The sequence below is a fragment of the Deferribacter thermophilus genome, assembly GCF_049472675.1.
GTDB classification, from domain to species: domain Bacteria; phylum Chrysiogenota; class Deferribacteres; order Deferribacterales; family Deferribacteraceae; genus Deferribacter; species Deferribacter thermophilus.
In genome coordinates this window covers 1-14,221 of the sequence record NZ_JAPNXM010000009.1, presented here as the reverse complement: position 1 = coordinate 14,221, position 14,221 = coordinate 1, and the positions used below count along the sequence as shown (strand labels likewise).

The window sequence follows — 14,221 nt, the reverse complement described above, 5'->3', positions numbered from 1 at the left end:
AAAGCCAGCTTTTTAATTATTTTGTGCTGCTGCACAAGTTGTACAGCTATCTGATTTTGAATCACATGAAGCAGAACTACTTGAAGGCTTGCTACTACCTGAACCATTATTATTTTTATAATCTGTCACATACCAACCAGTTCCTTTTAAATGAAAACTTGATAAAGATATAATCCTTTTAGCTGTAGCTCCACATTTTGTACATGACCTTTCATAAACATCTGAATGGATGCTCTCCATTAACTCAAAAACTTCACCACATTTACTACATTTGTACTCATAGATTGGCATCACTCACCCCCGAGTGCTAATATTTCGCTTTATATAATAGATGGAAAAGTCAAATTTTCAAGGGAAAAATGGGGAAAACCCCAAAACCAAAATTTAATTTTTTGGAACTATAACTACCCCTTTTGCAATACCCCTTGATAGACTACAAAGATTTCGATCACATTTAGCATCTTCACCAACAATAACAGACCTATCAACATCAAAATAATATTTTCTATACACATCATCACCTTTCTTTTCTATAGCAGCTTTAGTTGATAAGAAATTATTATGATATTTTGCATTTACAAAAATCTCTTTTGTCCCTTTTGGCTCTTCGATATATTTATATTCAGTGTTATTGATTTTGTAGTCTTTTATTTTATAAATTAAACCATTAATTTCATGATAATCCACATCAGGTAGCCCAAAATTACCTTTGACACAATTTTCCCATACTGCTTTACTATATGATTCCAGCTTAACCCCTTTGGCAAAACCTATCAAATATGCAATTTCAATATCTGTTTTAGCATCATTTACTGGTTCTATCACTTTAACAAATTTAACCAATCTACCATCAATAGTTATAAAGCTTCCTTCCGATTCTAAATGTGTCAATACTGGCAATATTACATCAGCATTCTTATTAAAATCGTTTAAGAATATGTCAGCAGACACAAAATACTCTACTTTTTCTATTGCTGTTTTTATCTTCTTATAATTACCTTTTGTATCAAAAGGGTAAAAATCAGCAACAAACAAAAACTTTATTTTACCATCACTTATCTCGTCCACCAATTTATTAACATCATATTTATTGAAAAGTTCAAAGCTGAACAGTCCATTTATATTTGGTTTATCAAATGTGTAGAAAAATCCATTTAAATTATCATGCCCCACATAATCTACAAATGCAAAAAGGGATTTATAATTTGCTTCTGCTTCGATAAATTCATTACCTACAATAAAAGTGATATTCTTAGCTTTAGAAATATACTCTCTAATATCTTTATATATTTGATCATCATCAGATTTTATTTTTTCAAATATGTTGGCAAAATTCCCATAATCAGCGATCAGTGAGGCATCAGTTAGATAATCATATTCATACTTTTTAAGTCCAACTGTAACAAGTTTGGAATCATTGTGAATAACTGCATTTGTTAAAAACCACTTATAACCCAATGATTCTCTTTGCAAATCAGCTCCTATAACAAAAATCAGGTCTGACCTCTTAATATCATCAAGCTTGCCTATTACATCGTAAGTATTAAATTTTTCAAAATACTCTCTAAAAAATTTAGCATTATAAAAATCAACATCTGTTACAATCTTATTTATTCCAATCGATTCTGCTAATTTTTTATAATTATAAAGGGCTTCTGTTGACAATCTACTACCCAAAATAAAAGCTGCACTATCAACTCCATATCTATCAATGACTTCATCCAGCTTTGCTCTTACATTATCAATAGCAGCATTCCACTCTACACTTTTAAATTCTCCATTTTCTTTAATTAATGGCTTGTTCACTCTATCCTGATTGTCAGTATATTTATATGCATATCTTCCTAATGAACATATATAACTGTTATCCCCTTTTGAGCTTTTATATATTACATTTTCATGTTTCCCATATTTTACTGAACACCCTACAGGGCAATAATTACATGTAGTCTCTACATATTCTAAATCCCAGTTTCTTACACTATGTTTATAAGGTTTATCAAGCAAAGCCCCAACAGGGCAAAAATCAACACAAAGACCGCAAAAATCGCAGTCCAACCCTGATTCTTTGACTGTAGTAATGAGGTTATTAAATCCCCTCTCCTCAATTTTCAACGCGCTACAACCAGCAACTTCATGACAAATTTTAACACATCTTTCACATAACACACATAAATTAGCATCATGAACAATCATTTCCCAGTCAAATTTAGGTTTGTTTGGTTTAACAGATTTTATTGATTCTTCATTTATACCAAACTCGTAAGTAGTATCTTGAAGCATACATTCCCCTGCTTTATCACAAACAGGACAATCTAAAGGGTGTTTTATAAGAATAAACTCGAGATTTCTCTTGCGCTGTTTCCAAACAGTTTCTGTATCTGTATAAACTTTCATCCCATCTATTGCATAAGTTACACATGATGCAACAGGCTTTTCTATGCCCTCTACTTCGACAAGACATAATCTACAAGCACCAGTAGGAGTAATATCTTTTAAATAACACATTACAGGGATATAGATATCATTCCTTCTTGCGACATCTAAAATAGTCTCACCTTCCATAAATTCGTATGGATTGTCATTTATAAAAATCTTTCCCATAACATTACCCCTACTCATTTTATTTCTCCAAGCCTATCATTGCCATTCTAACACATCTTAAGCATCTCGTAGCTTCTAAATAAGCCTGTTTCTCAGTATAAGGTTTTTCTATCTCTTCAAAATTTCTAACCCTAACCTCAGGAGGCAGTTTCTCTTGATGAACTCTTGGTATTGTATGAGTTTCCTGAACCCTTTCATTTTTATCAAATACTTTATTTTTATATAATGTTAACTCTAACTTCTCTTCATCAGTAAGATATGGCTCACCTTCCATCAAATATCTATCAATCATTTTTGCAGCCCATCTTGCAGCTCCAATAGCTTTTACAACTGTAGCAGGCCCCCACTCACAATCACCAGCAGCAAAAATACCTGGAACATCTGTCATATATAAATCTTCTTTTACAGCAATTGTATTCCATTTAGTAACTTTAATTCCATCCTCTTCTGTTAAGAAATCTAAATCAGGATATTGACCAATTGCAGGGATAATAGTGTCACACTCTATAACAAAATTTGAACCAGGGACTGGTTCTGGCCTTCTTCTTCCAGATTCGTCTGGCTCTCCAAGTTGCATTCTTACGCATTCCACACCAACTAACTTTCCATTTTCTGCAATCAGTTTAACTGGATTACAGAGGAAATGAAACTTTACTCCCTCTTCTTCAGCATCAGCCACTTCATAATCTTCAGCTGGCATTTCAGCTCTTGACCTTCTATATACAAGATTTACATCATCACTCCCTAATCTTAATGCAGTCCTAACACAGTCTATTGCAGTATTACCACCACCAACAACCACAACCCTTTTACCTATCTTTACTTCTTCACCCAATGCAACTTTTCTAAGAAATCCAATTCCACTGTCCATAACACCTTCATAACCTTCTTTTTCCCCTTCAACACCCATATCACGGCTTTTGAAAGCACCGATAGCAAGCAATACAGCATCATATTTCTGCTTTAAATCCTTTAAAAATATATCTCTCCCAAGTTTTGTGTTGTATTGAATTTCAACCCCTAACGATTGAATTATTTCAACTTCTCTTCTTAAAAGATGTCTTGGCTGTCTATAATCAGGTATTCCTACAGCTACCATACCACCAGGTTCTGGTAGCATCTCATAAATTTTTACCTGATGCCCCAAAAGAGCTAAATAATATGCTGCTGTCAAACCAGCTGGGCCAGCTCCCACGATGGCAACCTTCTTACCAGTATCACCTTCTCTAAGCCTTTCAATATCTGGTTCTTTATGATGATAATACTCGTAATCCCAGGGTGTTCTTTTTAATACCATAATATTAACAGGGTCATCCACAAGCCCCCTTCTACAATTTGATTCACAAGGGTGTGGGCAAACTCTACCACAAACACCAGGAAGGGGCATAGTAGTCCTTATAATTTTTAAAGCTTCAAGATATCTATAATCTTTTATAGCCTCAATAAATTCAGGAATTTTAACATTAGATGGACATCCAGCTGTACATGGTGCTGTCAAATGTTTTACATAGTTTAAACTTTTATTGTTCACTGAATCTAATGTTTCAAATTTGCCACTCATAAAATTCTTTAAAAATTGTCTTACAGGTATAGTTGCAGTTGGAGCAACAGTACATTTTGCAGAAACGTAAATTGAGTAAGCTATATCATAAGCAAGATCTATATCTTCCTTTTTAAAACCATCATTTTTCAGTTTTTGAAGCTGCTCTGCAAGGATTCTTGTACCCATGCGGCCAGGGAAACATCTACCACAGCAACCATAACTACTTATTTGATACATATATTCTGTAAGAACATCCAAGATATTAACATCTTTATCAAAAACCAAAAAACCGTTCCAATTTACAAATACCTTTAGTTTTTTCCCATTAAAATTCTCATCAATTTTTATGGGTGCATCAGTCCACTCATCATAACCTTTTTCTCTATTATCTATGATCTGGTCATTCCAAAAACCGTAGTAAACTTTTGCCATAAGCCTCTCCGCAAAATAATTATGGTATACTGTATACAATTTGGTTTTATAACACAAAAAAAATTCAATGTCTATATTAAAAAGTAATTACCCACTACATTTATAACATTATTTTATTAATTTAATAAATCAAAAAAATATGCTATAATATTTTATAAACAAAAGCAGGAGGTCTATATGAAAATAATTAATACAATAATTATAATTGTTCTTTTTTCAACTTTAGCACTTGCAGATGTAATCATTACAGCAAAACAAAGAGGAAACCTTGTTAAGACTTTTATAAAAAAGAATTTGCTCAAGAACAAGACTACTGACTTTGAATTTATATTTAATGGCAACACTGAAACCTTCTATACCGTTGACCACAAAGAAAAGAAGGTAATAATTACTACAAAAGATGATTTAGAAAAGCTTAAAATGTTTTCTGCCATGTTTGGAGGCAATTTTAATCGTTTTAACCAAAATAACGATTCTAATCAAAATCTGACAATAACAAAACTTGGCACAAAAGTAATAGCATCTTGCAACACTGATGGCTATAGATTTATTACCACTAACAGCAATAATGATGTTTATTTCTGCAAAGATAAAAAAATATTGAAAAATATAAATTTAGAGACAACGGATAAGTTTTTAGAATTTCTCACTATTAACAACAAACAAAAAATGCTAACTTATAATATGGAAAAATATGGTATCCCTTTTTATGTAAAAGATAATTTAAAAAATGAAGTAATTTATGAAGTTGAAAAGATTGAATTTAAAAATTTAAAATTATCTATCTTTGACTATCCAAAAAATTATCAAATAATGAAAACATCTGAAATGCTTAACCAAATCCCTCAAATACCACAAGGTCTACCAGAGAATATACCTAACATACCAAATTAAAATTAATTAAATAACTTGAAATTTGAATATTTTAAACTATTATAAATTTTACCGTGGGGGTGCTCCTTATGGGGCTGAGATAATACCCCTTGAACCTGATCCGGATAATGCCGGCGCAGGGAAACGGTTTAGGAAAAATACAATCCTTTCCGTTTACTGCGGCGGAAAGGATTTTTTTTTAGAAAGGAGAAGCTATGACTCAAATTGAAGCAGCTAAAAAAGGGATAATCACAGATGAAATGAAAAAAATTGCTTTGGATGAAAAAATTGATGCTGAAGAGTTAAGAAAACTCGTTGCTGAAGGGAAAGTTGTTATCCCTAAAAATAAAAACCACAATTTTCCAAATGTTATGGGTATAGGTAAAAAACTCCGCACTAAAATCAACGCAAATATAGGTACAAGTATCGACTGCCCATCTATTGAAAGAGAAATAAAAAAACTTCATGTTGCCATAAAAGCTGGAGCCGACAGTGTGATGGACTTATCAACTGGTGGAGATTTACAGGCTATCAGAAAAGCAATATTAGAGGAATCCACTGTTATGGTGGGAGCTGTCCCAATCTATGCTGTTGCTGCAAGATTAGCCGAAAAAGATATCCCTACATACAAAATGGATCCAGATGAACTTTTTAAATCCATTGAAGAACAATGTAAAGAGGGTATAGATTATATAACTGTTCATTGTGGTGTCACTAAAGAATCAGTTGAAAGGATGGATAGAGCCGATAGAGTGTGCGGAATTGTAAGCCGTGGTGGTTCTATTTTGGCTGACTGGATTAGAAGAAATAAAAAGGAAAACCCTTTATATGAATATTTTGATGATTTACTCTCAATAGCATATAAATATGATGTCACTTTGAGTCTTGGTGATGGTTTCAGACCTGGAGCTATAGCAGACGCTACTGATAGAGCTCAAATTGATGAGCTTATAATTTTGGGAGAACTTGCCAAAAGAGCACGTGAGAAAAATGTTCAAGCCATGATAGAAGGTCCTGGACATGTTCCAATAAATCAAATCGAAGCAAATATCCTTTTAGAAAAACGATTATGTGACGAGGCTCCTTTTTACATATTAGGGCCTTTACCCACAGATATTGCACCAGGTTATGACCATATTACAAGTGCTATTGGTGGAGCAATAGCTGGAGCAGCTGGAGCAGATTTCCTATGTTATGTTACTCCTGCTGAGCATTTATGTTTGCCTGATGAAGAGGATGTCTATCAAGGTGTAATTGCCTCTAAAATTGCCGCACATATTGCTGATATTGCAAAAGGGGTACCTGGAGCTTTTGAAAGAGATTATATGATGAGTAAATATAGGAAAGAACTAAACTGGGAAGGGATGTTTTCTTTAGCAATTGATCCAGAAAGAGCAAGAGAAAAATTTCAAAAAAATAGGGATATAGATTCTTGTACAATGTGTGGTAAATTATGCGCAGTAAAGATAGATCAAAAATTGCCGACTATCTAAAATGCTATATAATTTTAGAAACAGACTTAATTAAACTACCTTTAGAAGAGTTTTTTAATCAATGCATCGAAGCTGGAGCTAAAATGTTCCAGCTTCGTAATAAACATAAAACAGCAAAAGAAAACTTTCAAATTGGAGAAAAAATAAGAACCATTTTAGATGGTCAAGATGTTCTTTTTATAATTAATGATAGAGTTGATATTGCTCTTTGCTTGGATGCAGATGGAGTTCATTTAGGGGAAAAGGATCTACCAGCAGACATTGTAAAAAGAAAATATAATAATCTTATCATTGGATATTCTTGTAATAATCTAAAAGATATTAATTATGCAAATCAATCAAATGTAGATTATATAGGAATTGGACCAGCATTTCCAACTAAAACAAAAGAGGATCACAGAACAGTTTTATCTAAAGAAGATTATATCAAATTATTAAACAATACAAAGCTACCAGCTGTTGCTATAGGTGGAATAACCGCAAATAATCTGGATAAATTTAAAAATATTCCAATTTCTGGATTTGCCATAAGCTCAAATATTTGCTCTTCAGAAAACCCATTTGAAGCTGTTAAAAACATTTTGAGATTCTTTAATGAATGAACTTGATTTCATAGAAGCATTAAAAATATTATCAAAAGATAAAGAGATTTCTTTAAATTTTACTGATGATGCCGCTATTTTAGGGGAATATATAATAAGTAAAGATATTTTAATCGAGGATGTGCATTTTATCTATAAAAATAATTTAAATGATATAATATTTAAGGCTGTCACCTCAAATGTCAGTGATATTGCTGCAATGGGTGGCACAGCAAAATATATATTGGCTGGTTTTGGTCTATCTCAAAAAATAGATAAAAAAGAGCTAATAGATTCACTCAAAAATGTATTAGATTTTTATGATTTAGATTTAATTGGTGGGGATACATCCTTTTCCGAAAAACTTTTTATTTCAATAACTGTAATCGGAACAAAAAATAAATATCTATTAAAAAGAAGTGGTGCTAAATCTGGCGATCTGGTATGTATCTCAAGACCTGTGGGGTATGCAAAAAAATATTTAGAGGAAGAACTTGCTGGAAAAAATGAAAACAGACATTATAAATTTACTGCAGAAACAAAACTTGGCGAATATCTTGGCAATCACGAAGGTGTTACCAGCTGTACAGACATAAGTGATGGTTTAGGAGTTGATACAGATTCCATTGCTAAAGCTAGCAGTAAAAAGATTGTTTTATCTAAAGAAAAACTATTAGAGCTATCACCAGATTTACCAATTGAAGATGTTTTAAGTTCTGGCGAAGAATACGCCCTTTTATTTACAGTAAACCCCACATATTTTGAAAATCTTTCAAAAAATGCCCCAAAAAAATTCTATCATATCGGTTTTGTTAAAGAGGGTAATGGTGCTTACCTAATTGATGAAAAAAATTTAATCAATATATCAGCTTTTGGTTTTACACATAAGTTTTATCGATAGCCAAACAAACAGTTATAATTACCTAAAAAATTAATAAAATTAGCAGTTTTAATAATAAAAAAAGCATTTATAGGCTTTAGTGCCTACAAATGCTCAAAAACAGATAATTTATCTTAGTGAAGCGTCGAATTTATCCTTTAACAATTCTATTATCTTATCCAATAGTTTATTGGTTTCATCATCAGTAAGTGTTCTTTCTAGTGAGCTAAAGTAAACTCTAAAAGTTAAACTAACTTTATTTTCACCTATATTTTTACCTTCATACACATCATACAATACCACATCATCAATCAACTTACTTATATTTTTTATCTCATTAATCATATCACTTACTAAAGTGCCTTTATCAACTATTACAGAAATATCTTTTGTAACAAATGGGAATTGTGAAAACTTTTCATATTTTAATTTTCTATTCTCTATTATTTCCACTAAATCATCAAAAAACAGCTCAGCAACATAAAGCTTCTTATCCACATCCAATTTTTCCAAAATATCAGGGTGCAACTCACCCATAAAACCTACAACTTTGTCATCAATTTTTAAATATGCAGATTTGCCAGGATGAAGAAACTCTTTATCTGCTCTCTCGTAATCAGCTTTTAGCTTATAACAACCTAAAATATCGTCAATTACCCCTTTTAAATAATAAAATGGCTCAATATCGTTTTTCTCAGCCCAAGATAAAGGCCAGAAATTCTCTGTAATACCTATTGATAGATGCATCTTCTGTAAAGGCAGCTCTTTCTCACCTTTGTTTATAAAAACATTTGCAAACTCAAAAAATCTAAGACTTGCATACTGCTGCCTGATATTACTAACCATATTGGCTATCAATCCTGGGAAAACAAAGGTTCTTAACGCATTCATATCCTCACTGAGAGGATTTTTTAAATATACAAAATTTTCTTTACTATCAAAATTTGATAAAAATTCATCACTCATAAAGGAAAAGTTTATAGCTTCATAAAATCCAAGGGATTTGAGGAAATATCTTATCTCTCTTTGAGTTTTTAAGCTTAATGGTGGTTGATTGCTATCTGCATTGATTTCAGGCACTGTTGTATCAATTTTATTATAACCGTAAATTCTTGCTAGCTCTTCAGCAATATCAACCCACCTTTCAATATCCACCCTATATGTTGGCACTTCTACTTTAAAATCATCCCCCTGCTCTTCAACAATTTTAAAGTTGAGCTTTGTTAAAATATCTTTTGATTCTTCCTTTGATAATTCTGTCCCAAGCAATCTATTTACTCTGTCAAGGTTAAAACTTACACTTTTTGGTTTTACCTCTTCATATTCATCAGTGACAACACCTTTTAACACTTTACCATTTGCATACTCTTGTAAAAGATATGCGGCATAATCAACCATTTTAAAGACATTACCTTTATCTATCCCTCTTTCAAACCTGTATGATGAATCTGTCTGCATCCCAAGTCTTCTTGCAGTAATCCTAATACTTTCTGGTTTAAAATATGCACATTCTAAAAAGACATCCTTTGTATTGTCATCAATTCCTGAAAACTCTCCACCCATAACACCAGCTACAGCAATCGCCTTTTTCTCATCTGCGATTACAAGCATATAATCCTTTAATTCTCTCTCTTTGCCATCAAGAGTCATGATCTTTTCGCCAGATTTTGCAGTCCTGATAATGACATTACCTTCAAGTTTATTCATATCAAATGTATGCAGGGGCTGGCCATATTCAAAAAGGACATAATTTGTAATATCAACCACATTATTTATTGGTCTCACACCAACAGATCTAAGTCTATTTTGCATCCAGATAGGAGATGGCTTTATTTCAACATCTTTTATAACCCTACCAAGATAAATTGGGCATTTATCTTTATCTTCTACTATCACTTTTTTAATATTTTCAGCTGGCTCATTCTCTTCTTTCAAATCAAAATGTTTCTCTTTTAAGCTGAGTCCATAAAGGGCAGCAATCTCTCTTGCGATACCAATGATACTCAAACAATCTGCTCTATTTGGAGTAATGGAAATATCCAATATAACATCTTCAAGCCCAAGATAGGAGCTAACATTTTTTCCAAGATAAGATTCATCCACATCTAAAACCATTATCCCATCACTCTTTTCTTCCAACCCAAGCTCAGCAGCAGAGCATATCATACCAAAGGATTCTACACCTCTGATTTTAGCTTTTTTAATTTTTAGCCCTATAGGTAATTTTGCCCCAATTTTTGCAAAAGGGATTATTTGACCAGCAGCAACATTTGCAGCACCACAAATCACCTGAAAAGTTTCATCCCCATCAAAAACTTTACAAATAGATAGTTTATCAGCATCAGGGTGCTTCTCTTTTTCCAAAACCTTTGCAAAAACGACATTTTCTACCTTTTCTTTAACGATTAGTTCTTCTACCTCAAGTCCAGCCATTATGAGCTTATCTACAAGATCCTTTGGGTTAATCCCATTTACATCTATAAAATCTGACAACCAGCTATAAGAAACTTTCATCTTTCTCTACCCCTAAAATTGTTTTAAAAATTTTATTTTGTTATCGTAAAATAGTCTTAAATCATCTATACCAAATTTGAGCATTGCAATACGCTCAATCCCCATACCAAAAGCATAACCCTGATACTTTTCTGTATCATAATTTACAGCTTTAAAAACCTCTGGGTCAACCATTCCGCACCCAAGTATCTCAAGCCAACCTGTATGACCACAAACTCTACACCCACTTCCACCGCAAATCACACATCCCATATCCACTTCTGCACTTGGTTCAGTAAATGGGAAAAAGCTTGGCCTAAATCTGACAGGTATATCTTCACCAAACATACGCTTAATAAAAAGTGTCAAAATCCCTTTCAAATCAGCGAAGGTTACTTTTTCATCTACAAGCAACCCTTCCACCTGATGAAACATCGGTGAATGGGTAACATCATGGTCACATCTATAGACTTTACCTGGTGCAACAATCTTTATTGGTGGTTTATTTGCTTCCATTACTCTGATTTGGACAGGTGATGTATGAGTCCTAAGGAGTATCTCATCTGTAATATAAAAAGTATCCTGCATATCCCTTGCAGGGTGCTCTTTTGGAATGTTTAATGCCTCAAAGTTGTAATAATCAAACTCCACCTCAGGGCCAGTTGCAACTTCAAAACCCATTGAGGTAAAAATATCTACAATTTCATAATATGTTATAGTAATTGGGTGAATAGCTCCAGGCTTAAAAGGGAAACCTTCTCTTGTGATATCAATAAACTCTTCTTTTAATTTCTTTTCTTTTTCAAGCCTTTTAAGCTCATTATATTTTTCATCATAAAGTGCTTCAAATCTTTTTCTTACTTCGTTTATCTTTTTACCAGCTTCTGCACGATTTTCTGGTGCAATATTTTTGAGCTGCTTATTCAAAAGTGTAATGCTACCTTTTTTACCAAGATATTTAACTTTTATCTGATAAAGCTCATCAAGATTTGTTGCTTTACTTATCTCTTCTTCAAAACCTTCTACACTTCTTAAATCCAAATCCATTTTATCACCTCAAAAAATTTTAACCTATTTCGATTTAGCTATATTAAAAAATGTTTGATAAAAATTCCAAACAATCATAGTTTTTTTAACAAATTTTTCAAGGAAAAGTTTTAAATTGATGAATAACGTGTGAACGTTTTAACGTTTAAACGTTAAAACGTTGAACTTACCCTTCTACCAGAAAAAATTGCTAAAAAACATGCAACATTCAAAGTAAAAAATGTAAAAGATTACAATATTAATATATTATTTTTGTCATTGCGAACGAAGTGAAGGAATCTCCTAACTTATTGTCATAATAGAGATTGCTTCGGCAACTTTTGTTGCCTCGCAATGACCCAAAAATGCCGTCATTGCGAGCGTCAGCGAAGCAATCTCAGCTTTTTGGCACTGCGAGGAACGATAGTAATGAAGCAGTCTCTGTTTTGTAACTAAAAAAACGTTAAACAAAAAAAGCCGGGCAAAATACCCGGCTTTTATCTATCTCATACCTACAGGAGATATTAGAATCTAAATGTCAATTTAGCGTAGTAGTTATCTACTTTATCAACTACAGGCATCAAAGTGTTGAATGCTGTAGCATCATCAATTTTAACTGGCTCACCCATATAGTTACCACTATTTGTATATTCGTAGTCATAATGGATATAGCCAAGTGTTAAGAAGAAGTTGTTGCCTACGATTGGCTGATGATAGTAAACTTCATACACATCACCACGAGTAGCAAGTTTTGCAGCATCCCATGTGTTCATAAATGGCTGCCAGTATTTGCTACCATGGTTGTATTCAAAACCAAGTTTACCAGCAGTAAATGGAAGCTCTGGAGTCATAACACCTAACCAAAGGCTATAACCGGTACCATCCATCATCTCAGATTGTCCCATAAATTGATACATCGGATTCTCACTCTCATTTGTAGGGTCAGTCTTACTCATAGAGTATGCTGCAAACCAGCTAAAATCAAAAGTATTACCTTCCACCATTATAGTATGCAAATCAATATTACCAACTTCACTTGTTGGCTCTACTCTTGAAACAAATGCAGCAAAGTTTGGCTCAAGAATATAAGTAGTATGGGCTGCATCACCCCATCTTACATAAAATGGCATTACAGTCATTCCGATGAAACCATCAGTAAGTCCATAACCATGTGCCCAATTGTAAACAACTCTGTAATCATCATTATCAAAAAGTTTTACTATAGCACCGAAGAAATGAACATCATTTACATCAGCTTGAGAATTTAAAGAATTATATGTACCATACTGACCTTCAAATCCCTGACCATAGCAGAATTTAACATTTAATCCAGGAATACCTGTCAAATCTTCCAAATCAAATCCTAAAGATGCACCATCAAAGTTCATCTGAATGATAGAGCCAAGTGGAGAACCACCCAATACTGCATTTTCACGATTTTCCATACCATAACCATAAGCTGCAGGTCTTCTACCTATAGAGAAATGCCAGTGAACATCACCTATGCTGTTTTTATAGACAAAATAAGCTCTTTCAACCCTTACACTATCATCAGTTGGATACTGAGCAGAATTACTATCTAAGAACATACTGCTCATAGTTCCATTGAAAAAGTGAACAGGTGTAGAATCGCCAAAAGTTTTATACATTACGAGACGGCCAGTAAAAGAAAGATTCTCATTTACTTTAGATTTAAGACGAAGTCTTAATCTCTCAGTCAACATATAATCATTATTTGCATCATACTTTTTAACATTATTTTTATCAAAAAAATTCAATATTTTATTTTGTTGAGGGTCAGTTGTGGGATATTCAAACATAGTAGCATAATTTTGTAATGTTGGTAACATATCTTGTGCTGTATAACCACCGCTTTGATCAGCATCAATATAAAGTTGTCCATTAGGTCCAGGAACATAAAAAACACCATTCGCAATATTCAACATCATACTTTCCATCATTTGTGATTGATATTCATTTAATGATCTTACATCTTTGTACTGAAAGCTGTCGAGTCTTGTCATAAATTCTGCACTGATTGAAAGCTTATCAGTTGCTGCATGACGAGTGTTAGTGTACAAACTTGCTCATCTGATCCACTTGTGCTTGTAAGTCTGCAACCTGCTTTTTCAACTGCTCAAGATTTACATCCTGTGCAAAAACAAACGATGAAGCAAATAAAACCCCTAATAAAACTGCTAAAAACTTTTTCATAAACAACCTCCTACGAATTATTATGGTATTTATTTTTTATGTTACTTAAATATAATGCTATGTTCGCTGTTAAGCTGGGACA

Annotated in this window: 11 protein-coding genes and 1 riboswitch; of the genes, 4 read left to right on the top strand and 7 right to left on the bottom strand. The window is 33.0% G+C overall.

Annotated features, from left to right (window positions below):
• Positions 1 to 12: 12 nt before the first annotated feature.
• The 3 genes from OWM07_RS08555 to OWM07_RS08545 all read right to left on the bottom strand — a co-directional run bounded on the left by OWM07_RS08555 (position 13) and on the right by OWM07_RS08545 (position 4,579).
• Positions 13 to 291 (bottom strand): FmdB family zinc ribbon protein, encoded by a 279-nt coding sequence (locus tag OWM07_RS08555; protein WP_423303284.1) that lies wholly within the window; start codon positions 289 to 291, stop codon positions 13 to 15.
• A gap of 93 nt (positions 292 to 384) precedes the next feature.
• On the bottom strand, positions 385 to 2,604 hold the full coding sequence (locus OWM07_RS08550; protein WP_423303282.1) for an NADH-quinone oxidoreductase subunit G: 2,220 nt from the start codon (positions 2,602 to 2,604) through the stop codon (positions 385 to 387).
• Between the two features lie 19 nt (positions 2,605 to 2,623).
• Positions 2,624 to 4,579, bottom strand: coding sequence for an FAD-dependent oxidoreductase (locus tag OWM07_RS08545; RefSeq protein ID WP_423303281.1), 1,956 nt, complete (start codon positions 4,577 to 4,579; stop codon positions 2,624 to 2,626).
• A 177-nt stretch (positions 4,580 to 4,756) separates the two neighbouring features.
• On the opposite strand from OWM07_RS08545, the gene OWM07_RS08540 reads away from it, so the two are divergent.
• The 4 genes from OWM07_RS08540 (at position 4,757) to thiL (ending at position 8,427) form a co-directional block, all read left to right on the top strand.
• Positions 4,757 to 5,473: a DUF4412 domain-containing protein gene (locus OWM07_RS08540; protein ID WP_423303280.1), complete on the top strand. Its 717-nt coding sequence runs from the start codon at positions 4,757 to 4,759 to the stop codon at positions 5,471 to 5,473.
• Positions 5,474 to 5,518: 45 nt separating this feature from the next.
• Positions 5,519 to 5,613: riboswitch (TPP riboswitch) on the top strand.
• Between the two features lie 54 nt (positions 5,614 to 5,667).
• Positions 5,668 to 6,945 (top strand): phosphomethylpyrimidine synthase ThiC, encoded by a 1,278-nt coding sequence (gene thiC, locus OWM07_RS08535; protein WP_423303279.1) that lies wholly within the window; start codon positions 5,668 to 5,670, stop codon positions 6,943 to 6,945.
• Positions 6,906 to 7,547: a thiamine phosphate synthase gene (gene thiE / locus OWM07_RS08530; RefSeq protein ID WP_423303278.1), complete on the top strand. Its 642-nt coding sequence runs from the start codon at positions 6,906 to 6,908 to the stop codon at positions 7,545 to 7,547. Before thiC ends, thiE begins: the two co-directional genes overlap by 40 nt.
• Positions 7,540 to 8,427, top strand: a complete 888-nt coding sequence (gene thiL, locus OWM07_RS08525; protein ID WP_423303277.1) for a thiamine-phosphate kinase — start codon at positions 7,540 to 7,542, stop codon at positions 8,425 to 8,427. The genes thiE and thiL overlap by 8 nt, the downstream gene beginning before the upstream one ends.
• Positions 8,428 to 8,535: 108 nt before the next feature.
• On the opposite strand, the gene pheT is transcribed toward thiL, so the two are convergent.
• From pheT to OWM07_RS08505, 4 genes are all read right to left on the bottom strand, one after another.
• Positions 8,536 to 10,920 carry a phenylalanine--tRNA ligase subunit beta gene (pheT, locus tag OWM07_RS08520; RefSeq protein ID WP_423303276.1) on the bottom strand — a complete coding sequence of 795 codons (2,385 nt, stop codon included), beginning with the start codon at positions 10,918 to 10,920 and terminating at the stop codon, positions 8,536 to 8,538.
• Between the two features lie 12 nt (positions 10,921 to 10,932).
• The gene (gene pheS, locus OWM07_RS08515; RefSeq protein ID WP_423303275.1) at positions 10,933 to 11,946 is read right to left on the bottom strand and encodes a phenylalanine--tRNA ligase subunit alpha; all 1,014 of its coding nucleotides are present in this window, start codon (positions 11,944 to 11,946) and stop codon (positions 10,933 to 10,935) included.
• 503 nt (positions 11,947 to 12,449) lie between these two features.
• Positions 12,450 to 14,006 carry a DUF3373 family protein gene (locus OWM07_RS08510; protein ID WP_423303274.1) on the bottom strand — a complete coding sequence of 519 codons (1,557 nt, stop codon included), beginning with the start codon at positions 14,004 to 14,006 and terminating at the stop codon, positions 12,450 to 12,452.
• On the bottom strand, positions 13,996 to 14,139 hold the full coding sequence (locus OWM07_RS08505) for a hypothetical protein (protein WP_423303273.1): 144 nt from the start codon (positions 14,137 to 14,139) through the stop codon (positions 13,996 to 13,998). Before OWM07_RS08505 ends, OWM07_RS08510 begins: the two co-directional genes overlap by 11 nt.
• Positions 14,140 to 14,221: the final 82 nt, after the last annotated feature.

Coding starts and splice junctions, on each gene's coding strand:
- OWM07_RS08555 (WP_423303284.1), bottom strand. CDS start 291: ATGCCAATCTATGAGTACAAATGTAGTAAATGTGGTGAAGTTTTTGAG.
- thiL (WP_423303277.1), top strand. CDS start 7,540: ATGAATGAACTTGATTTCATAGAAGCATTAAAAATATTATCAAAAGAT.
- pheS (WP_423303275.1), bottom strand. CDS start 11,946: ATGGATTTGGATTTAAGAAGTGTAGAAGGTTTTGAAGAAGAGATAAGT.
- OWM07_RS08545 (WP_423303281.1), bottom strand. CDS start 4,579: ATGGCAAAAGTTTACTACGGTTTTTGGAATGACCAGATCATAGATAAT.
- OWM07_RS08550 (WP_423303282.1), bottom strand. CDS start 2,604: ATGGGAAAGATTTTTATAAATGACAATCCATACGAATTTATGGAAGGT.
- thiE (WP_423303278.1), top strand. CDS start 6,906: ATGCGCAGTAAAGATAGATCAAAAATTGCCGACTATCTAAAATGCTAT.
- OWM07_RS08540 (WP_423303280.1), top strand. CDS start 4,757: ATGAAAATAATTAATACAATAATTATAATTGTTCTTTTTTCAACTTTA.
- thiC (WP_423303279.1), top strand. CDS start 5,668: ATGACTCAAATTGAAGCAGCTAAAAAAGGGATAATCACAGATGAAATG.
- pheT (WP_423303276.1), bottom strand. CDS start 10,920: ATGAAAGTTTCTTATAGCTGGTTGTCAGATTTTATAGATGTAAATGGG.
- OWM07_RS08505 (WP_423303273.1), bottom strand. CDS start 14,139: ATGAAAAAGTTTTTAGCAGTTTTATTAGGGGTTTTATTTGCTTCATCG.